The organism is Arthrobacter sp. SDR-2R (genome assembly GCF_057747955.1).
Genome location: NZ_CM173231.1, coordinates 985,852 through 1,007,241, shown reverse-complemented (window position 1 = coordinate 1,007,241; position 21,390 = coordinate 985,852). Strand labels below are relative to the sequence as shown.

The 21,390-nt window shown below is 66.4% G+C and carries 21 protein-coding genes; 16 read left to right on the top strand and 5 right to left on the bottom strand.

Annotation, left to right across the window (positions count from 1 at the left end; translation table 11 throughout):
* Nucleotides 1-169: 169 nt before the first annotated feature.
* Nucleotides 170-1,042, bottom strand: coding sequence for a hypothetical protein (locus AC3ANU_RS04630; protein ID WP_488315541.1), 873 nt, complete (start codon nt 1,040-1,042; stop codon nt 170-172).
* Between the two features lie 189 nt (nt 1,043-1,231).
* On the opposite strand from AC3ANU_RS04630, the gene AC3ANU_RS04625 reads away from it, so the two are divergent.
* The 7 genes from AC3ANU_RS04625 to bcp all read left to right on the top strand — a co-directional run bounded on the left by AC3ANU_RS04625 (nt 1,232) and on the right by bcp (nt 8,727).
* Nucleotides 1,232-2,032: a hydroxypyruvate isomerase family protein gene (locus AC3ANU_RS04625; protein ID WP_056391687.1), complete on the top strand. Its 801-nt coding sequence runs from the start codon at nt 1,232-1,234 to the stop codon at nt 2,030-2,032.
* 112 nt (nt 2,033-2,144) lie between these two features.
* The gene (locus AC3ANU_RS04620) at nt 2,145-3,023 is read left to right on the top strand and encodes a 2-hydroxy-3-oxopropionate reductase (protein ID WP_488315540.1); all 879 of its coding nucleotides are present in this window, start codon (nt 2,145-2,147) and stop codon (nt 3,021-3,023) included.
* Nucleotides 3,024-3,189: 166 nt separating this feature from the next.
* Nucleotides 3,190-4,980: a glyoxylate carboligase gene (gene gcl / locus AC3ANU_RS04615; RefSeq protein WP_488315539.1), complete on the top strand. Its 1,791-nt coding sequence runs from the start codon at nt 3,190-3,192 to the stop codon at nt 4,978-4,980.
* Nucleotides 4,981-4,982: 2 nt separating this feature from the next.
* Nucleotides 4,983-6,176 carry a glycerate kinase gene (locus AC3ANU_RS04610; RefSeq protein WP_488315538.1) on the top strand — a complete coding sequence of 398 codons (1,194 nt, stop codon included), beginning with the start codon at nt 4,983-4,985 and terminating at the stop codon, nt 6,174-6,176.
* Complete coding sequence (gene allB, locus AC3ANU_RS04605) at nt 6,169-7,512, top strand: allantoinase AllB (protein ID WP_488315537.1); 1,344 nt, start codon at nt 6,169-6,171, stop codon at nt 7,510-7,512. The genes AC3ANU_RS04610 and allB overlap by 8 nt, the downstream gene beginning before the upstream one ends.
* A gap of 9 nt (nt 7,513-7,521) precedes the next feature.
* Nucleotides 7,522-8,166 carry a winged helix-turn-helix domain-containing protein gene (locus tag AC3ANU_RS04600; protein WP_223992806.1) on the top strand — a complete coding sequence of 215 codons (645 nt, stop codon included), beginning with the start codon at nt 7,522-7,524 and terminating at the stop codon, nt 8,164-8,166.
* 81 nt (nt 8,167-8,247) lie between these two features.
* Nucleotides 8,248-8,727, top strand: coding sequence for a thioredoxin-dependent thiol peroxidase (gene bcp, locus AC3ANU_RS04595; protein ID WP_018771759.1), 480 nt, complete (start codon nt 8,248-8,250; stop codon nt 8,725-8,727).
* A gap of 67 nt (nt 8,728-8,794) precedes the next feature.
* Here the strand turns inward: bcp and AC3ANU_RS04590 are convergent, their stop codons facing one another.
* The gene (locus AC3ANU_RS04590) at nt 8,795-10,189 is read right to left on the bottom strand and encodes an MFS transporter (RefSeq protein WP_488315536.1); all 1,395 of its coding nucleotides are present in this window, start codon (nt 10,187-10,189) and stop codon (nt 8,795-8,797) included.
* A gap of 71 nt (nt 10,190-10,260) precedes the next feature.
* Here AC3ANU_RS04590 and AC3ANU_RS04585 point away from each other — a divergent pair, with 71 nt between their 5' ends.
* The gene (locus AC3ANU_RS04585; protein ID WP_018771761.1) at nt 10,261-10,833 is read left to right on the top strand and encodes a GNAT family N-acetyltransferase; all 573 of its coding nucleotides are present in this window, start codon (nt 10,261-10,263) and stop codon (nt 10,831-10,833) included.
* A gap of 172 nt (nt 10,834-11,005) precedes the next feature.
* Here AC3ANU_RS04585 and AC3ANU_RS04580 read toward each other — a convergent pair whose 3' ends face one another.
* Nucleotides 11,006-11,287 carry a hypothetical protein gene (locus AC3ANU_RS04580; RefSeq protein WP_223992807.1) on the bottom strand — a complete coding sequence of 94 codons (282 nt, stop codon included), beginning with the start codon at nt 11,285-11,287 and terminating at the stop codon, nt 11,006-11,008.
* A gap of 244 nt (nt 11,288-11,531) precedes the next feature.
* Here AC3ANU_RS04580 and AC3ANU_RS04575 point away from each other — a divergent pair, with 244 nt between their 5' ends.
* The 8 genes from AC3ANU_RS04575 (at nt 11,532) to AC3ANU_RS04540 (ending at nt 19,573) form a co-directional block, all read left to right on the top strand.
* On the top strand, nt 11,532-12,644 hold the full coding sequence (locus tag AC3ANU_RS04575; RefSeq protein ID WP_488315535.1) for a PP2C family protein-serine/threonine phosphatase: 1,113 nt from the start codon (nt 11,532-11,534) through the stop codon (nt 12,642-12,644).
* A complete protein-coding gene (locus tag AC3ANU_RS04570) occupies nt 12,641-14,599 on the top strand; it encodes a glycosyltransferase family 2 protein (protein WP_488315534.1) in 1,959 nt (652 codons plus the stop codon). The genes AC3ANU_RS04575 and AC3ANU_RS04570 overlap by 4 nt, the downstream gene beginning before the upstream one ends.
* Nucleotides 14,599-14,931 (top strand): STAS domain-containing protein, encoded by a 333-nt coding sequence (locus AC3ANU_RS04565; protein ID WP_018771766.1) that lies wholly within the window; start codon nt 14,599-14,601, stop codon nt 14,929-14,931. Before AC3ANU_RS04570 ends, AC3ANU_RS04565 begins: the two co-directional genes overlap by 1 nt.
* Complete coding sequence (locus AC3ANU_RS04560) at nt 14,924-15,349, top strand: ATP-binding protein (RefSeq protein WP_018771767.1); 426 nt, start codon at nt 14,924-14,926, stop codon at nt 15,347-15,349. The genes AC3ANU_RS04565 and AC3ANU_RS04560 overlap by 8 nt, the downstream gene beginning before the upstream one ends.
* Nucleotides 15,350-15,544: 195 nt before the next feature.
* A complete protein-coding gene (gene uraD, locus AC3ANU_RS04555) occupies nt 15,545-16,042 on the top strand; it encodes a 2-oxo-4-hydroxy-4-carboxy-5-ureidoimidazoline decarboxylase (RefSeq protein ID WP_056392068.1) in 498 nt (165 codons plus the stop codon).
* Nucleotides 16,039-16,377: a hydroxyisourate hydrolase gene (gene uraH / locus AC3ANU_RS04550; RefSeq protein ID WP_018771769.1), complete on the top strand. Its 339-nt coding sequence runs from the start codon at nt 16,039-16,041 to the stop codon at nt 16,375-16,377. Before uraD ends, uraH begins: the two co-directional genes overlap by 4 nt.
* An 81-nt stretch (nt 16,378-16,458) precedes the next feature.
* Nucleotides 16,459-17,268 carry an IclR family transcriptional regulator gene (locus AC3ANU_RS04545; RefSeq protein ID WP_056391708.1) on the top strand — a complete coding sequence of 270 codons (810 nt, stop codon included), beginning with the start codon at nt 16,459-16,461 and terminating at the stop codon, nt 17,266-17,268.
* A gap of 385 nt (nt 17,269-17,653) precedes the next feature.
* Nucleotides 17,654-19,573: a BCCT family transporter gene (locus AC3ANU_RS04540; RefSeq protein ID WP_488315533.1), complete on the top strand. Its 1,920-nt coding sequence runs from the start codon at nt 17,654-17,656 to the stop codon at nt 19,571-19,573.
* Between the two features lie 65 nt (nt 19,574-19,638).
* Here AC3ANU_RS04540 and AC3ANU_RS04535 read toward each other — a convergent pair whose 3' ends face one another.
* Both AC3ANU_RS04535 and hxlA read right to left on the bottom strand, forming a co-directional pair.
* Nucleotides 19,639-20,616, bottom strand: coding sequence for a glucose-6-phosphate dehydrogenase assembly protein OpcA (locus tag AC3ANU_RS04535; protein ID WP_488315532.1), 978 nt, complete (start codon nt 20,614-20,616; stop codon nt 19,639-19,641).
* A gap of 102 nt (nt 20,617-20,718) precedes the next feature.
* Nucleotides 20,719-21,342, bottom strand: a complete 624-nt coding sequence (gene hxlA / locus AC3ANU_RS04530; RefSeq protein WP_018771773.1) for a 3-hexulose-6-phosphate synthase — start codon at nt 21,340-21,342, stop codon at nt 20,719-20,721.
* Nucleotides 21,343-21,390: the final 48 nt, after the last annotated feature.

The window sequence follows — 21,390 nt, the reverse complement described above, 5'->3', positions numbered from 1 at the left end:
CTTTCTCTTGAACGGAAACGGAGAGACTATCGGGGTGAAAAATCGTTTTGCCAAAACGACTTGGCACTTACTTTAGGTTTCACCAGGGAAAGGTGTCAAGTGTCACAGCGGAAGAACCGTCCGGGGAAAGAAGTCCCAAGAAAGAAGTCCCGGGAAGCCGCCTGCAGGTTCAGGCAGTGACCGGCAGCACCAGGAGATAGCCGGCGGGGAGCCCGCTGCTCCAGCGGCGCGGCTCCCGCACCACGAACTGGGTGGCCAGCTCCTCGGGGGTCAGCAGGCTGTTGGGAACAGGCGACGGGCCCCACTGTCCACTGCCGTACGGGTACAGCGGATCCAGGACGCGGATGCCGGTCACGGCGAAGTCGGAGAATTGCCGGGGGTCGCCGAGGGATTCGAACCCGCTCATCACCCAGGCGTGCCTGCCGCTCCACATGACCAGTCCCACCGGCCGGCCCGTGTCGGTAATGGCCCGGGCCGCCGTCCTCACCGCTTCCGGATAGTCGGGAATGCTTACCACCCGGTACGGTCCCATTCCCGATTCGGTGAGCACCTGGGCCCAGCCAAAGGGGTTGGCACCGTTGAACGAATCAGAGGAACGGGCGCGCGCCATCTCCCACAGTTCATTCTGCTGCGCACGGTCAGCCCAGGTGCCCCCGCCCGTATCGTCAATAAGGTTGTGCGCCATCTGGATGCTCGCGGCAACGCACCAGTCAAAGGTGTACTGCGGAACGAAGTCACCCTCCCGGTAGAGGTTCAGGGCGAACGGCTGCGGCACCGGGGCAGGGACGGGTGCCGGTGCCGGCGAAGGCTCCGAGGTGGGGAGGGAAGCCTGGACCGGAGCCGCCGGATCACTGGAAACAGGCGGGGCAGTAAAGGCCGCACCACCTGCAGCGCCCCCCGGCAGGCCAGTCTCCGCGGAGGCCGAAGCCGGAGCGGGAGCCGTGGCGGCCTCCTGCAGGCCCGCCACGGGAACACAGGCCGCAAGGAATCCGGCCAGGGCAACGAGCCAGGCCAGGAGACGCAGGCGGGCACCGGTGGTCATCGCTCGAGTCCATTCCTGTTGAGCGGGCTTACCTCATACCAGTCTCCTGCCCCCGGCTCCCCTTGACTACCCCACCCCACCTTCCCTACACTTTTCATAAAGCAGAATCTAAATTCCACAAAGCGGAAACCGCAAGGGAGCCGGAAGCAAGGGAAGATAGATCAAAGCCCCTCCTCGGAAGGACCTACGATGACGTACACAGTGAACTGCTCCATCCTCCTCACGGAGCTTCCCCTGCTCGAGCGCCCTGCCGCGGCAAAGGCAGCCGGCTTTGACGCCGTCGAGTTCTGGTGGCCTTTCGAGACCTCCGTTCCGGCGGACAGCGAGATCACCAAGTTCGAGAACGCCATCACGGACGCCGGCGTCCAGCTCACCGGGCTGAACTTCAACGCCGGCAACATGCCCGGCGGCGACCGGGGCCTGGTCTCCTGGAAGGGACGCTGCTCGGAGTTCAAGGACAACGTGGACGTTGTTGCCGGCATCGGCGGGCGCCTGGGCTGCAAGGCCTTCAACGCCCTCTACGGCAACAGGCAGGACGAATTCACCCCTGAAGAACAGGACGAACTGGCTGTCAGGAACCTGGCGGCAGCGGCAGAAGGGGTTGCCCGCATCGGCGGCACCGTCCTCCTGGAACCGGTCAGCGGCGCACCCAGGTACCCGCTCCTCACCGCCGACGACGCACTCAGGGTCATTGCCCGCGTCAAGGCCGAGGCCGGCGCCGGCAACATCAAGCTCCTCGCCGACTTCTACCACCTGGCCGTCAACGGCGACGACGTCCCGGCCGTGATCGAAAACCACGCCAAGGACTTCGGCCACATCCAGATCGCCGACAACCCCGGCCGCGGCGCCCCCGGCACCGGCACCCTCCCGCTCGGCGAATGGATCGCCCGCAGCCGCGAACTCGGCTACGAGGGCTACATCGGCCTCGAGTACAAGGAACCGCAGGAGACGGCCTTCAGCTGGGCCATCCGCGAACGCATCGCCAAGTAGTCCCCACCCGCCCAACTAACTCGCAGTAGTTGTCGTTATGAGCGTTCAAAACGACAACAAATGCGAGTCAGTTGGGAAACCACGAACAGACTTTTCAGGAAAGAGAACCATCATGAGCAACGTTGCAGTCATCGGACTCGGAATCATGGGCCTGCCAATGGCCATCAACCTGGTCAAGGCCGGCCACACCGTCACCGGCTTCAACCGCAGCCAGGACAAGATCGACAAGCTGGTCTCCGAAGGCGGCAAGGGCGCCACCAGCATCGCGGGCGCCGTCAAGGATGCCGACGTCGTCATCACCATGGTGCCGGACTCCCCCGACGTCGAGGGCGTGGTCAGCGGCAAGGATGGTGTCTTCGCCAACGCCAAGCAGGGCGCCCTCTGGATCGACGCCTCCAGCATTCGCCCCGACGTCGCCGTCCGCCTCGCGGCGGAGGCCAGGGAAGCAGGCATCCGCCCCCTCGACGCCCCGGTTTCCGGCGGCGAACAGGGCGCCATCGACGCCGTCCTTTCCATCATGGTGGGCGGGGACAAGGCTGACTTTGACGACGCCCAGGACGTCCTGAATGCCGTCGGCAAAACCATCGTCCACGTAGGCCCCTCCGGATCCGGCCAGACCGTCAAGGCAGCCAACCAGCTGATCGTTGCGGTCAACATCGAAGTCCTCGGCGAGGCCATCGCCTTCCTCGAGGCCTACGGCGTGGACACCGACGCCGCCCTCAAGGTCCTCGGCGGCGGCCTGGCCGGTTCCAAGGTCCTGGAGCAGAAGGGCCAGAAGATGCTGGACCGCAACTTCGATCCCGGCTTCCGCCTGGCCCTGCACCACAAGGACCTGGGCATCGTCACCTCCGCCGCCCGCGAGGCCAACGTGGCCATCCCGCTCGGCGCCGTCGTCGCCCAGCTCGTCGCCGCCACCGTCAACCAGGGTGACGGCGCACTGGACCACTCCGGACTCTTCAAGCAGGTCCTCCAGCTCAGCGGCCGCAAGTAACCCTCACGCAGCCCAGCCGGCCGCCCCGAAAACGGGGCACATTGACACGGACACGCCGGCCGCCGTCGTAATTTACGACGCCGACACTCCCAAAGTGCCCCGCGACCGCCGGGCCTTCCTTCAGCACACCCAAAAACAGACTTCCCAAGCTTTCAAGGAGCACCCCATGAGCAAGATGCGTACCGTTGATGCAGCGGTGGCCATCCTGGAAAAGGAAGGCGCCATCGAGGCGTTCGGCCTGCCAGGCGCCGCGATCAACCCCTTCTATTCCGCAATGCGCGCCCACGGCGGCATCCGCCACACCCTGGCCCGCCACGTTGAAGGCGCCAGCCACATGGCCGACGGCTTCAGCCGCGCCAAGGACGGCAACATCGGCATCTGCATCGGCACCTCCGGCCCTGCCGGCACCGACATGATCACCGGCCTCTACGCCGCCTGGGCAGACTCCATCCCCATGCTCTGCATCACCGGCCAGGCCCCGGTTGCCAAGCTGCACAAGGAAGACTTCCAGGCCGTGGACATCGAATCCATCGCCAAGCCCGTCACCAAGATGGCCATGACCATCCTGGAGCCGGGCCAGGTTCCGGGCGCCTTCCAGAAGGCCTTCCAGCTGATGCGCTCCGGCCGCCCCGGCCCGGTTCTCCTGGACCTGCCCATCGACGTTCAAATGGCCGAGATCGAGTTCGACATCGATACCTACGAGCCCCTGCCCGTTGAAAAGCCCAAAGCCTCGCGCAAGCAGCTGGAAAAGGCCCTGGACATGCTCCTCGCCGCCAAGCACCCGCTGATCGTGGCCGGCGGCGGCATCATCAACGCCGGCGCCTCCGCGCAGCTGGTGGAACTGGCCGAAACCCTCAACATTCCGGTCATTCCCACCCTGATGGGCTGGGGCACCATCCCGGACGACCACCGCCTGATGGCCGGCATGGTGGGCCTGCAGACCAGCCACCGCTACGGCAACGAGAACTATTTGCAGAGCGACTTCGTGATCGGCATCGGCAACCGCTGGGCCAACCGCCACACCGGCGGCCTGGAAACCTACACCGCCGGCCGCAAGTTCGTGCACATCGACATCGAGCCCACCCAGATCGGCCGCGTGTTCTCCCCCGACCTGGGCATCGCGTCCGACGCCGGCGCGGCGCTGGCAGGGCTGGTTGAGCTCGCCCGGGAGCGCAAGGCGGCAGGGTCCCTGGCGGACTACAGCGCCTGGGTTGCCGAGTGCCAGGACCGCAAAGCCTCCCTGCACCGCAAGACGCACTTCGAGAACATCCCCATCAAGCCGCAGCGCGTGTACGAGGAGATGAACAAGTCCTTCGGCCGCGACACCATCTACGTGTCCACCATCGGCCTGTCCCAGATCGCCGGGGCCCAGATGCTCCACGTGTTCGGTCCCCGCAAATGGATCAACGCCGGCCAGGCGGGCCCGCTGGGCTGGACCGCCCCGGCAGCGCTTGGCGTGGTCCGCGGCAAGCCGGATGAGACCGTGGTGGCCCTCTCCGGCGACTACGACTTCCAGTTCATGATCGAGGAACTGGCCGTGGGCGCCCAGTTCAACCTCCCCTACATCCACGTGGTGGTGAACAACTCCTACCTGGGCCTGATCCGCCAGTCCCAGCGCGGGTTCAACATGGAGCAGAACGTGTCCCTGGCGTTCGAGAACATCAACAGCGCACACCTGTCCGAGGACACCCGCGGCTACGGCGTGGACCACCTCAAGGTTGCTGAAGGCCTGGGCTGCAAGGCCGTGCGCGTGGAGGACCCCAACGACCTCGCCGCCGCTTTCGACAAGGCCAAGGCGCTTATGGGCGAATTCCAGGTTCCCGTGGTGGTGGAAGTGATCCTGGAAAAGGTCACCAACATCTCCATGGGCGTGGAAATCAACGCCGTCAACGAGTTCGAGGCCCTGGCCGAGACCGCCGCAGACGCACCCACCGCCATCCTGGCCCTGCAGGCATAACCATGCGCGTGGTTATCGCCCCGGACAAGTTCAAGGGTTCGCTGTCCGCGCCGGAGGTCTGCAGCCACCTGGAGCGGGGCCTTCAGCGCGGGGCCGGCGGGAACCTTGACGTGGTCCGGATTCCGGTGGCCGACGGCGGCGAGGGCACCCTCGACGCCGCCGTCGGCTCCGGCTTCACCCGCCGGAGCGCAACGGTCACCGGTCCCAGCGGGCAGCCCGTGGATGCGGACTTCGCCGTCCGCGGGCACGAAGCCGTCATCGAGATGGCCACGGCATCCGGGCTCGCGCTGATGCCGTGCGTCCGGAACGGCGGCAGGCCGGGCTCGGCTGACGCCACCACAGCCACCAGCCTGGGCACGGGCCAGCTCATCAGGGCCGCCCTGGACGCCGGCTGCCGGCGGATCGTCCTGGGCGTGGGCGGCAGCGCCAACACCGACGGCGGCGCGGGGCTCCTGCAGGGGCTTGGTGCCAGGTTCCTGGACAGCAGGAACAACGAACTTCCACCGGGCGGGGCTGCGCTGGCAAACCTGCACAGCATCGACTTCACCGATTTCGAGCCCCGGCTGGTGGACACCCGCTTTGTGCTGGCATCCGACGTCGACAACCCGCTGCTGGGCGCCCAGGGCGCCCCGGCGGTTTTCGGCCCGCAAAAGGGAGCCACACAACAGGACGTCGGCATGCTCGACGCCGCCCTGGCCAGGTTTGTCGAAGTCCTGGCCAGGGAAATCGGATTCCGCGCCGTCAAGGCTGCCGAGGCTCCCGGAGCCGGGGCAGCCGGCGGCGTGGGCTACGCCGCCATCGCCGTCCTGGCCGCCACGCGGCGGCCGGGGATCGACGTCGTCCTTGAATTCACGGAACTGGAGCAGCGGCTGGCCGGCGCCGACCTGGTGATCACCGGCGAAGGCAGCCTGGATGAGCAAAGCCTGCTGGGCAAGACCCCCATGGGTGTTGCCCGGGCTGCTGCGGCGCAGGGCGTTCCGGTCATCGCCGTCTGCGGCCGGACCACACTGGACCAGGGCCAGGCAGCGGCCGCAGGATTCGAGGATGTTTACGCTTTGACAGCGCTCGAAACCGATGTAAACAGGTGCATAGCAGAGGCAGGGCCGCTGCTGGAGCAGCTGGGCACCCAAATCAGTGCGGGGCTGGCAGCCAACAGGCCTGCCGCCGCAAGTACCAAGGAGGACCTCCGTGTCTGAAGAACGTTTCGACCTCGTCATCCGGGGCCGGCGCATCCTGACCACCGCCGGCATCGCGCCACGCGAGGTGGGCGTCCGCAACGGCAAGATCGTGGCCCTCGAACCGCTCGGCAACAGCCTGGCCGGCGCCGAAGTCATCGACCTCGCCGACGACGAGACGCTGCTCCCGGGCCTGGTGGACACCCACGTCCACGTCAACGAGCCCGGCCGCACCGAGTGGGAGGGCTTCGCGTCTGCCACCCGGGCCGCGGCAGCGGGCGGCGTGACCACCATCATCGACATGCCCCTGAACTCCGTTCCGCCCACCACCACGGTGGAAAACCTCAAGCTCAAGCGCGAGGTGGCCGAAGACCAGGCGTTCATCGACGTCGGGTTCTGGGGCGGTGCCATCCCCGGCAACAAGGCCGACCTCCGCCCCCTGCATGATGAGGGCGTCTTCGGCTTCAAGTGCTTCCTCCTGCACTCCGGCGTGGACGAGTTCCCGCACCTGGACGCGGACGAGATGGAGGAGGACATGGCCGAGCTCAAGTCCTTCGACTCCCTCATGATCGTCCACGCCGAGGACTCGCACGCGATTGACCGCGCCCCGCACCCCGGCGGCGACCACTACTCCACGTTCCTTGCCTCCCGCCCCCGTGGCGCCGAGAACAAGGCCATCGCCGAGGTCATCGAACGGGCCCGCTGGACCGGTGCGCGTGCGCACATCCTGCACCTGTCGTCGTCGGACGCGCTGCCCATGATCGCCAGCGCAAAGCGCGACGGCGTCAAGCTCACCGTGGAGACGTGCCCGCACTACCTGACCCTGATGGCGGAAGAGATCCCGGACGGTGCCACCGCCTACAAGTGCTGCCCACCCATCCGGGAGGCCTCCAACCGGGAGCTGCTGTGGCAGGGCCTCCTGGACGGCACCATCGACTGCATCGTCTCGGACCACTCCCCCTCCACGCTGGACCTGAAGGATCTGGAAAACGGGGACTTCGCCGTGGCCTGGGGCGGCGTCTCCTCGCTGCAGCTGGGCCTGTCCCTGATCTGGACCGAGGCTCGGCACCGCGGCATCCCGCTGGAACAGGTGGTGTCCTGGATGGCGGAGAAGCCCGCCGGACTGGCCCGCCTCACCAACAAGGGCCAGCTGGCGCTGGGCTACGACGCCGACTTCGCCGTCTTTGCGCCCGACGAGGCCTTCGTGGTGGACGTGTCCAAGCTCAAGCACAAGAACCCCATCACCCCGTACGACGGCAAAGCCCTGTCCGGCGTGGTGCGCAAGACCTTCCTCCGCGGCGCCGTAGTGGACGGCCAGACCCCCACGGGCAGGCTGATCCGCCGCGGCGGCGTCTAGGGAGACGCCATGGCAGTGGAAGCGCACTATCCGGGGGCGGGGGCGCGGCCGGGATTTCCTTCACGCAAGGCCGCCGCCCGCGGTCTCGCCGTGTGGGTGGTTCCGGCCGAAGGAACCAGCCCGGAACTCCTGCGCCACGCCGCCCAAATGGTCCTGGCAAGGGCCCTCGAAACTGCTCCGGAGGCGGAAGTCCATTGGCCTGCCGCCGGAGCCCCCACGTCCGCCGCGGAAGGAGCCGCAGCCGACTCCTCTCCGGTTCCCTCCGCGGCGGAGAACCCCGGCGCAACTGATGACGACGGCGGCACCCGCCTGCCGCCGTCGGCCGGCCCCGTCAGCCGGGTCGCCGTGGACCTCGCCGCCGACACCGTCCTGCTGGACGGCAGGCCCGTGGCCCTGACCGGCGTCGAATACAAAGTGCTGCGCTACCTGGTGACCCACCTGTCACGGACGGTGGGCCGCGAGGAACTGCAGGAGTTCCTGGAGTCCCTCGATTTCCCCGGCGCCACGGCACGCTCCATCGACGTCTACGTGGGCAGGATCCGCAAGAAACTGGGCAACGCCCGCCATGCCGTGGCAACTGTCCGCGGCGGCGGGTACCAGTTTGTGCCGGGTCCGCACGCTGCAGTTCGTGGACCGGCGGAATACTGCATATGACGCGCTGGTTTGTATCAGTAAGCGGCAACCCGCTTCACTTGATGTTTGGCCATCACTGACCGAGTCTTACAAAGGAACGCCATGAGCCCCACCCTGACCACCAAGCTTCAGCCCGGCACCCCGGCTCCTGAATTCACCCTCCGGGACGCCCAGGGCCGGGAGACCTCCTTGGCCGATTACCGTGGCAAGAACGTCATTGTCTACTTCTACCCGAAGGCCGCCACCCCCGGCTGCACCACCGAGGCCTGCGACTTCCGCGACAGCCTCGCCTCCCTCCAGGGCAAGGGCTACGAAGTCATCGGGGTTTCCCCGGATGCCCAGGAAGCCCTGGCCGGCTTCAGCGGCGACTTCTCCCTGACCTTCCCCCTGCTCTCGGACCCCGACCATGCCGTTGCCCTGGCCTATGGCGCCTGGGGCGAGAAGCTGGTCAAGGGCGAAATCCACGAAGGCATTGTCCGCTCCACCGTTGTGGTGGACCCCGAAGGCAAAGTCACCCTGGCCCAGTACCAGGTGCAGGCCGACGGCCACGTCGCCCGCCTCAAGGAGGCCCTGGGCGTCTAGGACGATCCATCACCTGCTGCGGGTTTTCCCGGACGCTTCCGCACGTGCTGCGGGAGCGTCCGGGCGTTTAACCACCTGCCTTCGCCTCCGCCGCCACGTGGGCATACGAAGCCGAAACCCGGCGGTAAACGGGAGTCAGGAAGGCCAGCAGGGCGGCCGCGATCATGATGATGCCGGCCACCAGGAAAACCAGGGCGATTCCGCGGGAGGTGCCCCCGCCAAGCAGCGGGTCCAGTCGGGCTGCACCTTCCGCTGACCGTGCGTACGGGATGATCCAGAACTGGGCAATGGGCGCGATGACGAACGCGGTGACCGGTGCGGCAGCGGACTCGAATGCCATGGCGAAGCCAAAAACGCGCCCCTGCCGCTCCAACGGCACCACCCGTTGGATGACGGTCTGCTCGGCCGCCTCCACGAACGGGACCAGCACCAGGTACAGCCAGATCCCCAGGATGTAGAGCCACGCCCACTCCCGCAGCGTGAAGACCGCACCCAGCACTCCCATGGCCGCCACCGCAACCAGCAGGGTGCGCAGGGGGTTGGCGCCGAGCCCGAACTTGCCGATCAAGGCGCCGCCGATGATGAACCCGGTGGATCCGACCGCAAAGACAGCACCCCACATCTGCACTGAGAACATTTCCAGCCCGTACGGATCCATCAGCGCCATGTACACGCCGCCGATGAAGTTGTTGAACGTGGAGAACAGGATCAGCGCGAACAGCCCCGAAATGGCCAGCACTGCCGCGATCGAGCCCCTCAGGTCGAACCCGCCGCGGGCGTCCGTTGCCGCGGGCCGCACCTCCTCGGGCATCCGCAGGGTCAGCAGGTGGGCGAAGGCCAGCGCCGTGAGCACCAGCGCGACGGCGATGGTCCAGCCCATGCCCAGCAGACCGACGGACAATCCGGACAGCAGGGAGGTGACAATGAACATCAGCCCCTGCACCATCCCCACCAGCCCGTTGGCATTGGCACGGCGCTCCGGTTCGATCAGGATGGTGACGGTGGTGGACAGGGCAATGTTCCGCAGGTTCTCCACCACGGCGCCGACCAGGATGACCAGAGTGAAGATCCAGAACCATGCCTGCCCCAGGTCCAGCAGTGACGCGGCAGGCACCAGCAGGAACATCACCCCGGACAGCACGAACATGACCAGCGTGAAGCAGGCAGCGAAGCGCATCACGGCCAGCTTGCGGCAGCGGTCCACGAAGGTGCCGAAGCTGATGCTGGAGAGGGCAATCAGCAGCATGTACGCGCCGCCCACCACCCCGGTGGCAATCACGTTCCGCGTCTCCAGGTACAACCAAAAAGTCAGCGCGAACCACAAATAGCTGGTGGTGATGTTGGCCAGGGCTGTGTTCACCAGGATGCCGGTGAAGGTGCGGGAGCGCTCTGCCGGGCTCCGCAGGAAGGTGCCGGTGGAGTCGGAATCCGCAGCCGCCCTGCCCGGGTCCTGCTCGGTCATGCGTCCCAGTGTAGTGACGGCGCCCGCCTTTTGGTCCCCCCTGTTTCGCGCAAGGGTGTCAGGATAGTTCCATGGCGATCGAGGTTCGTCCGGCAACAATTTTCGAGGACGTGAAGACACTGGTGGGGCCCAAACGGCCGGATGCCACCGTCTGCTGGTGCCTGAGCTACCGCATCCCGTCCCGCCAGAACGTCTCCCTCCGTGGCGGGGAACGCGGGGAGCTGGTCCGCCAGTTGGTGGCCCAGGATCCCCCGCCCGGCATTGTGGCGTACGACGGCGGCGAACCCGTTGGGTGGGCAGCGGTCCATCCGCGGGCGGACACGGCCTTTGCCCGCAACAGGAAGATCCCGCATGTGGACAACCAGGACGTGTGGTCGGTGTGGTGCCTGCGCGTCCGTCCCGGCCACCGCGGCAAAGGCATCTCGCACGTTCTGCTGGCAGGCGCCGTGGAGATGGCCCGCTCCTATGGGGCCCCGGCCATCGAGGGTTATCCGGTGGACAACAACGGCCGCAAGGTGGACCTCACCATGGCCTACGTGGGCACCCGGAAGCTGTTCGAGGATACTGGCTTCACCAAGGCTGCGGACACCACCTCGGTGCTCAACGGCTTCCCCCGGGTGCTGATGCGGCTGCAACTGGAATAACTTCGCTACTTCCGGTGCCAGTACTTTCGCCAATCGACTTCCATGGCCCACAGCGCCAGCAGCATCGCGTCCATGGTCATGAGTCCAGCCATCAGGTACGACCAACCGACAAACAAACTCACAGCAATCTCCTGACTATCCCCAGCCAATCGATTGCTGCTAAGTGTGGCACCTAGAGCGCCGCTACGGAATGCCCTCCACCCGCAGTCTTGAAAAGGATTCCCAGCCTGTGGTGCGCCTCGGTCTCGAGCTTGAGCCGGCGGGTCAGTTTCTCCACGTGCCGGGACATCTCCTCCCCCACGGGGAGCCGGTCTCCGGGCCAGCTGGAAACTTCCCGCGATTCGGCCAGCGCGTTCTCCAGTTCCCTGGCCGCTGCCCGCACTTTTCGTGAGTGGAAATAGAGGCGAAGCAATGCCTTGGCCTTGTCCGCTCCCCTCTTTTTGACTTGTTCCATGCTGCTTCCCCGCTCTCCGCAACCATGCAGCCCGCCGCGCGGCCCGTCGTCGGGCTTTTCCGCCTGCACGCTGCTGCGTTCCTTCGAGTGTGACGTCCGTTCCTCAACGTCCCGGCAAGCAGATGCCAAGATTTCCGCAAGATCTGCTGAGGGGGCCGCATACAACGTTTCTGTCAGCGAAGTCACCGGAAACTGTGGAGCCTAAGACATGCCCCGTGCGCCTTAATACTGTAGAAGTAGAGCTATGGTCTCTCCCCCCGAAACCCGCCGTGCCGTGGTCATCGAAGACGACCCCGACATCCGCGGGCTCCTGGTCCGCGTCCTGGTGAAGCAGGGTTTCGACGTCACCCAGGCCGGGGCAGGGCTCCCGGGGGTGGAGGAAGTCCGCCGCACCAGGCCGGACCTGGTAACCCTGGACCTGAACCTGCCGGACCTTGACGGGCTGGAGGTCTGCAAGCTCCTTCGCGAGTTCTCGGACGCGTTCATCGTGATGCTCACCGCCCGTGCGGACGAACTCGACAAGCTGACCGGCCTGGACAACGGCGCCGACGAATACATCAGCAAGCCGTTCAGCCCCCGGGAACTGCAGTCCCGGATCAATGCACTGTTCCGGCGCCGGCCCTCAGCCGCGGCGGAGTCCGCTGCCCGGGGCGAGCTGGAACGCGCCACCGAAGTGCAGCAAAGCCTCCTGCCCAAGGAAGACATCCGGGTTGACGGTTACGACGTGGCGGGCCTCTTCCGCCCGTCCCAAAGCGTGGGCGGCGACTTCTACGATTGGTACCAGACGCCGGACGGGCTCCACCTCACTTTCGCCGATGCCATGGGCAAAGGCATGGGGGCGGCGCTGATCGCGGCAACAGTCCGCGCAGTGATGCGTTCCACGGGCCTGCGGCAGGACCTCGACGCCGGGTTCGGCGCCGCCAGCAAGGCGATCGCCGCCGACCTGGACTCCTCCAACTCATTTGTCACCCTGTTCCATGCCCGCCTGGACGCGGCATCAGGCAAGGTCAGCTATGTAGACGCCGGGCACGGCCTTGCGCTGCATGTCCAGCCGGCCGGACCGGCGGACCGCCTCCCCTCCGGCGGACCACCGGTTGGCGCCTGGCCGGGGACCCAGTGGCCGCAGGCGGGCCTGGAGCTGGCCCCGGGCGACTCGCTGGTTGTGGTCAGCGACGGAGTGCTGGATGTGTTCGGGTCAGTGGAGGAATTCACCGAGGCAGTGCAGCACGCAACGCAGTCCGCAGGTACGGCGCAGGAAGCCAGCAACTCCATCCTGGCCCTGGCCCCCGCAGAAACCGCCGAAGACGACGTCACGGTGGTTGTGGTCCGCCGCCTGCCCGTGGAGGTGCCGGCTTGACCCGCTTCTGGACCCGCGTGGTGGTTGTCCTGACCGTCCTGACCGGCCTGAACTACATCGCGTGGCGCTGGATGGCGTCCCTCAACTGGGACGCCTGGTGGATCGCCCTGCCGTTGGTGGTGGCCGAAACCTACAGCCTCATCGACGTCATGCTCTTCGGCATGACCGTGTGGAAACTGAGGATCCGCAAAGGCGCTCCCGCGCCGCCGCACGATGCAACCGTGGACGTCTTCATCACCACCTACAACGAAGACCTGGACATGGTCCTCACCACCGCACTGGCGGCCCAGAAGATCCGGCACCCGCACAGCACCTGGATCCTGGACGACGGCGCCCGGCCCGAGCTCAAGGCCCTGGCCGAACAGCATGGCCTGGGCTACGTCACCCGCAGCGAGGACTGGACCAAGGACCTCCCCCGCCACGCCAAGGCCGGGAACCTGAACAACGCCCTCATGGTGACCCACGGCGAGTTCCTGCTGATCCTGGACGCGGACCAGATCCCGGAGCCGGACATCCTGGAAAAGACCCTGGGCTACTTCAACAACCGCCGGGTGGCCCTGGTCCAAACCCCCCAATACTTCAGCAATGTGCCGGCCGATGATCCGCTAGGCAGCCAGGCGCCCCTGTTTTACGGTCCCATCCAGCAGGGCAAGGACGGCTGGAACGCTGCCTTCTTCTGCGGCTCCAACGCCATCCTTCGCCGCGAGGCCCTGATGCAGCTGGGCCTGGTGGGCTACGTCAAGGAGACCGAGAAGAGTATCCGCCGTGCCCTGGCCGCATCCCGGGCAGCCATCAAGCAGGCCCGCAAGTCGGCGGACGTGGACTCTCCCCTGGTGGCCGAGGTCCTCGACGAGGTGGAGGCAGCCACCCGCGAGGCCCAGGAGGAAGTGGACGCCGGCAGGCCCCTCAGCGAGGTCACGTACCGCGTCCGCCGCCGCGTGGATGCCGCCGTCCAGACCCTGGTCCAGGCCGACGTCGCCGCCCTGCAGGCCGACCTCGAAGAGATCGCCGCCATGGAACTGGCCCACGTGGGCGAGTCCGGCGTCCCGGTGGTGGCCGACGACGCCGTCCAGCGCATGTCCGCCCGTGACTGGTCGCCGCTGGGCGCCCTGGAATCCGTCCAGGCCGTCCTGGACGCGCTGACCGTGGAGCGCAGCGACGAGGCCCAGCCGGTAATGCCGCTGGCCACCATCTCCGTCACCGAGGACATGGCCACCGCCATGCGCATGCACGCCATGGGCTGGGAGAGCGTCTACCACCACGAGATCCTGGCCTACGGCCTGGCGCCGGAGGACCTGAAGACCATGCTCACCCAGCGCCTCCGCTGGGCGCAGGGCACCATCCAGGTGCTGCTCCGCGAAAACCCGCTGGTCCAGAAGGGCCTCAAGCTCGGCCAGCGCCTGATGTACTTCGCCACCATGTGGACCTACCTCAGCGGGTTCGCCGCGGTCATCTACTTCGCGGCCCCCATCATCTACCTGCTGCTGGGCATCCTGCCGGTCAGCAGCCTGAGCTGGGACTTCTTCATCCGCTTCATCCCGTTCATGGTGGTCAACCAGCTGCTGTTCGCCGTGGCCGGCCGCGGAATCCCCACCTGGCGCGGGCAGCAGTACAGCCTGGCGCTGTTCCCCACCTGGATCAAGGCATGCACGACGGCGGCCCGTAACGTGTGGTTCGGCCGTCCCCTTGGGTTCGCGGTCACCCCCAAGGCGCGCCAAAGCGGCGGACCGAGCTGGAGCCTCATCCGGCCCCAGATCGTGGTGTCCATCCTGCTTGCCGTCGCCGCCGTCGTCGGAATCATCCGCCTTGCCACCGGGCTGGCGGAACCGCTGGGCACCCTGGTCAATGTTGTCTGGGTGGTTTTCGACCTGGTGGTCATGAGCATCCTGGTCCGCGCCGTGCTCTACAAGGGGTACGAACCGGCCGCAGAACCTGCAAACAGAGAGGAACCCTGATGGAGTTCAGTTACGAGGTCAAAGATTCGTACGCGGAAGTCAAGGCGGACGGGCGGCTCAACATGGTCTCCGCGCCCAAGCTGCGCGAGTTCGTCACGGATGTCATTGCCGGCGGGTCCAACCGGATCGTGGTGAACCTGGAAAACACCGCCTTCATGGATTCCTCCGGGCTGGGCGCGCTGATCGGCTGCCTCAAGGCGGCCCGCCAGGCCGGCGGCGACCTGCGGATCGCGGCGGTGCAGCCCCAGGTGAACATGGTCCTGAAGCTCACCAGCATGGACAAGGTCCTTACGGCGTATGCCACAGCCGAAGAGGCGTTCGGCAATGACTGAGGTCCTGGCCTCGCGCAGCTTCCGGGGGCCTGCTGCCGAGGACGCCATCGAAGCGGTCCACAACGACCTGGACAGCCTCTGGCTGGACGTTCCGTTCGTCAACGACATGGACCAGATGACGTTTACCACCGCAGTCATCGAGTCCGCCTCCAACATCGTCCAGCACGCAAGGCCCGCCGGGGACCGGGAGGTGGAACTGGGGGTGGAGACCACCGTGCAGCCCACGCTGCTGCAGGCCCGGGTGAGTGCCTACAACGCCAAGCCACCGTACGGCCCCATGGAGCCGGCCACGCCCGGCGACGACGCCGAGTCAGGCCGCGGCCTGGCGCTGATCGAGGCGCTGGTCACCACGGTGACCTTCGAGCGCCAGGGTGCCACCAACACCTGGGTCCTTTCCAGGACGTCCTCCCAGGATTAGGACTGCCCCTGCTGGAGCTGCGCGCCGCCGCTTGACACGGCCACGCGGCTGTTCTTGAATATTACGTATGCTGAAATAACAGTTCCATGATGCGGAAGCCTTGTTTGGGGAAATCCCCGAACAGGCGCCGGGTTCTCCGGCATCCGCATAGCCGTCACCATGGATGCCAGCATGACCATCGAGGAATACGCCAGCATGAAGCTTGCCGAATTCAACGCCGCCGGCTCCGCCGCGGCCCAGGCCACCCTCCGGCCCTGCATCGACGTCAGCCGCTGGGTGGAGGCGGTGGCAGCAGCCCGGCCGTTCGCCAGCCGGGACCAGCTGCTGGAGTTCGCCGCCCAGGCAGCCAACCCCTTCACTCCTGCGGAGGTTGACGCCGCCATGGCCCACCACCCCAGGATCGGGGAACGTCCGACGGCGGCCAGCACCGAGGCGTCCATGTCCCGTTCCGAGCAGGCCGGGGTGGATCCGGCCGATGCTGCGGCAGCAGAAGCCCTGGCCCGGGGGAACCGCGAGTACGAGGAGAAGTTCGGCCGCGTCTTCCTGATCCGGGCCGCCGGACGCACCGCTCCGGAAATCCTGCAGGCCCTGAACCAGCGGCTCGGCAATTCCCCGCAGGAGGAAGACACCATCGTGGCCCAGCAGCTGCGCGAAATCGCCGTACTGCGGCTTGAAGGACTGATCAGCGAATGAGCGTTTCCCACGTGACCACCCACATCCTCGACACCGGCGCCGGGCGCCCGGCGGCGGGGGTCGCCGTCGTCCTTTTGAAGAACGACGGCGGTACCTGGCGCGAGCTGGCCACCTCCAGCACGGACGCCGACGGCCGGGCGAAGGACCTGGGGCCTGAACAGCTGGAGCCCGGGCACTACAAGTTGAACTTCGCCACGGGCACGTACTACGCCGGCCTGCAGACCGCGACGTTCTTCCCTGAAGTGGACCTGGTCTTCGAAGTCACCGGCCCGGAGCATTACCACGTTCCTTTGCTCCTGAGCCCGTTCGCGTACTCCACCTACCGCGGCAGCTAGGCCGGCCTGGGGGCGCCCGGGTGTCAAGCGCGTTAACCCAATGTCACCGCCGTCACAGTTTCCGGCATAGGATCAGGAAGTATGGCTTCGAATAGAGACCCTGAATCCGATACCGATGCCGAAGGCGGCCAGTCCGGCGGCGTGCAGTCCGTGGAGCGCGCCCTGACCGTCCTGGAGATCCTCGCCCGGGAAGGGCACGCGGGCGTGAGCGAAATAGCCGAGGAAATGGGGATCCACAAGTCCACCGTCTCCCGGCTGATGGGATCGCTGGTGACCCGCGAGATGGTGCACCAGAACAGCGAGCGGGGCAAGTACCAGCTCGGTTTTGGAATCCTGCGCCTGGCCAGTTCCATCCCCGGGCGACTCAGCCTGGTCCGCGAGGCACGGCCCGTCCTGGAAAGCCTGGCCGACGAATTCAAGGAAACCGTCAACCTCGCGGTCCTGCGCTCGAACTACGCGGTGAATGTGGACCAGGCCATGGGCCCGTCCACCCTGGCCACCTACGACTGGGTGGGGAGCCTCACCCCGCTGCACGCCACGTCCAGCGGCAAAGTCCTCCTGGCTGCCCTGGAGGCGGACGACCGGGACCGTATCCTCAAGGAGACGGGCCTTGCTGCCCGGACTGCCCGCACCATCACCAGCCGCAAGGAACTGGACGCACAGCTGCTCGAGGTAGCCGCCAAGGGGTACGCCGTGGTGCACGAGGAGTTCGAGATCGGCCTGAATGCCGTGGCGGTGCCGGTCTACAACCACCAGGGCACCGTGATTGGCGCCCTCAGCATCTCCGGCCCGGCCTTCCGGTTCGACCCCGAGAAGATTCCCGGCCTGCTCGAATCGCTCAAGGAAGCCGGGCTCCAGGTCAGCGGCAATATGGGGTACACGCGGAAATGACACAACAATGGCCCCGGGCAGTGCCCGGGGCCATTGTTGTGTCCCCAAACGGTTGGCCTGCCCTTTCGCCTATGCGGGAGCCGCTGCCGGCGCACTGAACCCGGACGCTGGAGTGCAACAACAAGCGCACTATGCAACAGCTCGGTCCGGCGACACAATGCGCCCCAAGAGGTTCACGCTGCCTGGCATCCTTGACTTTCAAAGTGACGTACAGCACTCTTGTTGCTTAGCGCGAACTCTGTTGATCTTTGCGGAACACCTCCCCATGGGGCTCAAGGCCCTGCCACCGCTGGCGAACGGCCACGCGGCAATTCACCCCCGGATTGCTCTGCCCGATTCCCAGCACTAAACGCAAGCCCATGGACTAGCCAAAGGACCCGCTTTCATGGCCATTAATAGTGATCTAACCTCCGCCAAGCCAAAAGTGCCGCCTTCAGATGGCGCTCCCCCCGAGCCTCTGGACACCGACCAAGAGGAATCGACAGCCGCCCTTCCCGCCGTCAACGAACACAAGCAGATTCTGGCCGAACTGCGGCTGAGTAACAGGGAGCAGGCCGTCTCCCAGCGCCGCGACCGGAAGCTGACGCTGGACAAGGCCACGTTCGGCATCACCGGCGCCATTGCCCTTGCCTTCGTGGTGTGGGGATTTGCCGACAAGGACAGCCTGGCCACCACTTCCAAGGACGCCCTGGACTGGGTCATGGAATACACCGGCTGGCTCTTCATGGTCCTGGCGTCCCTGTTCGTCGTGTTTGTCCTGTGGCTGGCCATGGGCAAGTTCGGCAACATTCCGCTGGGCAAGGACGGCGAAAAACCCGAATTCCGCACGGTGTCATGGATCGCCATGATGTTCGCCGCCGGAATGGGCATCGGCCTGATGTTCTATGGGGTGGCCGAGCCGCTGTACCACTTCGTTTCTCCCCCGCCCGGAACGGTTGACGGGCGCACCCCGGCAGCCATCCAGACTGCCATGGCCACCTCGATTTTCCACTGGACCCTGCACCCCTGGGCCATGTATGCGGTGGTGGGCATTGCCATGGCCTATGGCACCTACCGGCTGGGACGCAGGCAACTGATCTCCGCCGCCTTCACCTCGTTGTTCGGCATCAGGACCGTTGAGGGGCCGGTGGGCAAGGTCATCAACATCCTGGCCATCTTCGCCACCCTCTTCGGTACCGCCGCGTCACTGGGTCTTGGCGCCCTGCAGATCGGGAGCGGCTTCACCTCGAACGGCTGGACAGGCGAGATCGGAACACCCGTGCTCGTGGCCATCGTGGCCATCCTGACAGCGTGCTTCATCGCCTCCGCCGTGTCCGGCATCAGCCGTGGAATCCAGTGGCTGTCCAACGTCAACATGGTCCTTGCAGTGGTCCTCGCCGCCATCGTCTTCGTGGCGGGCCCCACTCTTTTCATCCTCAACCTCATCCCCTCGGCGGTGGGCGACTATCTGCGCGACCTGGCCGAAATGTCCTCCCGCACCGAGGCCGTTGGCGACGAGGCGCTGCGGACCTGGATGTCCGGCTGGACCATCTTCTATTGGGCCTGGTGGATTTCCTGGACGCCCTTCGTGGGCATGTTCATCGCCAGGATCAGCCGCGGCCGGACCATCCGGCAGTTCGTCACCGGCGTACTGCTGGTCCCCAGCATTGTCAGCGTCATCTGGTTTGGCATCTTCGGCGGTACGGCCTTCCACATCCAGCAGGAAGCTGACAAAGCCGGCACGCCGGGCCTGATGACCGTCACCGACGGCAAGGCAACCATCGATTTTGACGGCGCCCTGTTCAACCTGGTGAAGAACCTCCCCCTGCCGGAGTGGATGGTTGCGGCCGTGATTGTCCTGGCCATGGTCCTGGTGGCAATCTTCTTCATTACCGGCGCCGACTCCGCCTCCCTGATCATGGCGTCGCTGAGCTCCAACGGCAGCTCCGACCCCAAGCGTGCCCTGGTCATCTTCTGGGGCGCCCTCACCGGCGCCGTGGCCGCCGTCATGCTTTTGGCCGGCGGTGACCAGCCCTCCGAAGCGTTGTCGGGCCTGCAGCGGATCACCATTGTCGCGGCCCTGCCCTTCGTGATCGTCATGCTGTTGCTTTGTTTCGCCATCACCAAGGACCTGCGCAGGGACCCCCTTTCCCTGCGCCGCCGGCTGGCGGACTCTGTGGTGGAACGGGCTATCCGGGCGGGCGTGGAGCAACACCGGGGCGCGCAGTTCGACCTTGTGACAAAGCACGAGTGCGCAGAAGAGTGCGCCGATGGCCAGAGGTGCCCGGGCAAGGGGCAGGATCTGGAGAAGGCAGCCACACGTTAGGTAAACACCCGAATTTGGCCCCGGCGCATCATGCGCCGGGGCCAAATCCTTTAATGGCCCTGCGGCTAGGCCACCACCATGCAACCCTGCAGCTGGTAACCGGCCTCAGGCACCGGCTGCACTTGCCTGTCCGCGCACAAACGCCCCACGGTGGCCAGCACCTCACCGAAAACAGGGTCCGGCTGGAGGCGGCGGAGTTCTTCGGCGAGGCATTCGCTGAGGCTGCGGCGTGGGAGCGGGATCCGCTGGGCAGGTTGGCCGGGTTGGGTGAGTTCGGCGACGAAGCCTCCGGGGCGGAGAAGCTGAATCCGACCGTCGGCCAGCGTGAGGCTCACTCGGCCAAGGCCTGATCCTGCCGGTCCTGCAACCTTGTTCACAGGTACGTCCAGCGCGTCGTTGAGCCAGGCAGCCATCAGCAGCGGGCTGGGGGAATCCGGGGCGCCCTCCACCTCGGCGGCAAGCACCAAGGATGGGTCGACCTGGTCCAGGGCTGCTGCGAGCTGGATCCGCCAGTTGGTCAGTCGGGTCCAGGCGAGGTCGGTGTCGCCGGCCTTGTAGGTGCGGTGGATCCGTTCCAGTGCGGCCTGGGGGTCGGGTTCGTTCGCGGAGTCGGTGATCCTGCGGTGCGCGATCGCGCCGATGGAGGTCTCGCACGCGTTCGCGGGGACGCCGTGCGGCCACCAGGCCACGATCGGGGCGTCCGGAAGCAGCAGCGCGGCCACCAGGGACCCGGACTCGTGGGCCAGTTGGCCGTAGCCGCGCAGCACGATCACTTCCGAGGCGCCGGCGTCCCCGCCCACCCGGATCTGCGCGTCGAGCCGGTCTTCGGCGTCCTTCCCGGCGTCGGCGAGGACGATGATCCGGCAGGGGTGTTCCCGGCTGGCGTCGTTCGCGGCCTCGATCGCTTCTTCCTCGAGTCCGGACTTGGTCACGACCACCAGGGTCAGGACCCGGCCCAGCGCGATCACGCCGCCCTGCTCGCGCAGGGCCATGAGTTTCTTGGACACCTTCGAGGTGGTGGTGTCGGGCAGGTTAACGATCATGGCCTTCTCCAGGTTCGTCCGCCACGGAATGGGCTCGATGAGGGCATGGCACAGCGGCGGCCCCACCCCGGTCCAGGTGGAGCCGCCGCTGTATGCCAGGGCCTAGTTGATGGCAGCCTGGAGTTCCTTGGCGGCCAGAGCCGGATCTGCGGCGCCGTAGATGGCGCCGCCGGCCACCGCTACGTCGGCTCCTGCGGCCTGGACGGCTGCGATGGTGCTGACGTTCACGCCGCCTGCCACGGAGAAGGGCACCTGCGATTCTTCGCCCGCGCGTAGCAGTCCAGTCAGGTCGAAGCCGGGCTTTGCCTGCTCGTCCAGGCCCGCGTGCATCTCGACGAACTTCGCACCCAGGGCGCGCACTTCCCTGGCCCGGGTGGCCTTGTCCGCGATGCCGATCAGGTCAACGACGACGCCCTTGCTGTGTGCCTTTGCGGCCTTGACGGCGCCCGCGATCGTGGAGTCATCGGCGGAGCCGAGCACGGTGACCAGGTCGGCGCCCGCCTTGAAGGCGATGTCGGCTTCGAGTTCGCCGGCGTCCATGGTCTTCATGTCGGCGAAAACCAGCTTGTCCGGGTGGGCTTCCTTGATGGCCGTAACGGCGGAGAGGCCCGCAGCCTTGATGAGGGGCGTGCCCAGTTCGATGATGTCCACGTATTCAGCGACCTTGCCGGCCAGCTCGAGGGCGTCCTCGACGGTGAGGAGGTCAATGGCTACCTGAAGTTTCATTGCTTCTTCTTTCTGTTGGGGTTTTGTCCAAAGGACTGGAAAGTCGGG

Coding starts and splice junctions, on each gene's coding strand:
- AC3ANU_RS04630 (WP_488315541.1), bottom strand. CDS start 1,042: ATGACCACCGGTGCCCGCCTGCGTCTCCTGGCCTGGCTCGTTGCCCTG.
- AC3ANU_RS04625 (WP_056391687.1), top strand. CDS start 1,232: ATGACGTACACAGTGAACTGCTCCATCCTCCTCACGGAGCTTCCCCTG.
- AC3ANU_RS04620 (WP_488315540.1), top strand. CDS start 2,145: ATGAGCAACGTTGCAGTCATCGGACTCGGAATCATGGGCCTGCCAATG.
- gcl (WP_488315539.1), top strand. CDS start 3,190: ATGAGCAAGATGCGTACCGTTGATGCAGCGGTGGCCATCCTGGAAAAG.
- AC3ANU_RS04610 (WP_488315538.1), top strand. CDS start 4,983: ATGCGCGTGGTTATCGCCCCGGACAAGTTCAAGGGTTCGCTGTCCGCG.
- AC3ANU_RS04600 (WP_223992806.1), top strand. CDS start 7,522: ATGGCAGTGGAAGCGCACTATCCGGGGGCGGGGGCGCGGCCGGGATTT.
- bcp (WP_018771759.1), top strand. CDS start 8,248: ATGAGCCCCACCCTGACCACCAAGCTTCAGCCCGGCACCCCGGCTCCT.
- AC3ANU_RS04590 (WP_488315536.1), bottom strand. CDS start 10,189: ATGACCGAGCAGGACCCGGGCAGGGCGGCTGCGGATTCCGACTCCACC.
- AC3ANU_RS04585 (WP_018771761.1), top strand. CDS start 10,261: ATGGCGATCGAGGTTCGTCCGGCAACAATTTTCGAGGACGTGAAGACA.
- AC3ANU_RS04580 (WP_223992807.1), bottom strand. CDS start 11,287: ATGGAACAAGTCAAAAAGAGGGGAGCGGACAAGGCCAAGGCATTGCTT.
- AC3ANU_RS04575 (WP_488315535.1), top strand. CDS start 11,532: ATGGTCTCTCCCCCCGAAACCCGCCGTGCCGTGGTCATCGAAGACGAC.
- AC3ANU_RS04565 (WP_018771766.1), top strand. CDS start 14,599: ATGGAGTTCAGTTACGAGGTCAAAGATTCGTACGCGGAAGTCAAGGCG.
- AC3ANU_RS04560 (WP_018771767.1), top strand. CDS start 14,924: ATGACTGAGGTCCTGGCCTCGCGCAGCTTCCGGGGGCCTGCTGCCGAG.
- uraD (WP_056392068.1), top strand. CDS start 15,545: ATGAAGCTTGCCGAATTCAACGCCGCCGGCTCCGCCGCGGCCCAGGCC.
- uraH (WP_018771769.1), top strand. CDS start 16,039: ATGAGCGTTTCCCACGTGACCACCCACATCCTCGACACCGGCGCCGGG.
- AC3ANU_RS04545 (WP_056391708.1), top strand. CDS start 16,459: ATGGCTTCGAATAGAGACCCTGAATCCGATACCGATGCCGAAGGCGGC.
- AC3ANU_RS04540 (WP_488315533.1), top strand. CDS start 17,654: ATGGCCATTAATAGTGATCTAACCTCCGCCAAGCCAAAAGTGCCGCCT.
- AC3ANU_RS04535 (WP_488315532.1), bottom strand. CDS start 20,616: ATGATCGTTAACCTGCCCGACACCACCACCTCGAAGGTGTCCAAGAAA.
- hxlA (WP_018771773.1), bottom strand. CDS start 21,342: ATGAAACTTCAGGTAGCCATTGACCTCCTCACCGTCGAGGACGCCCTC.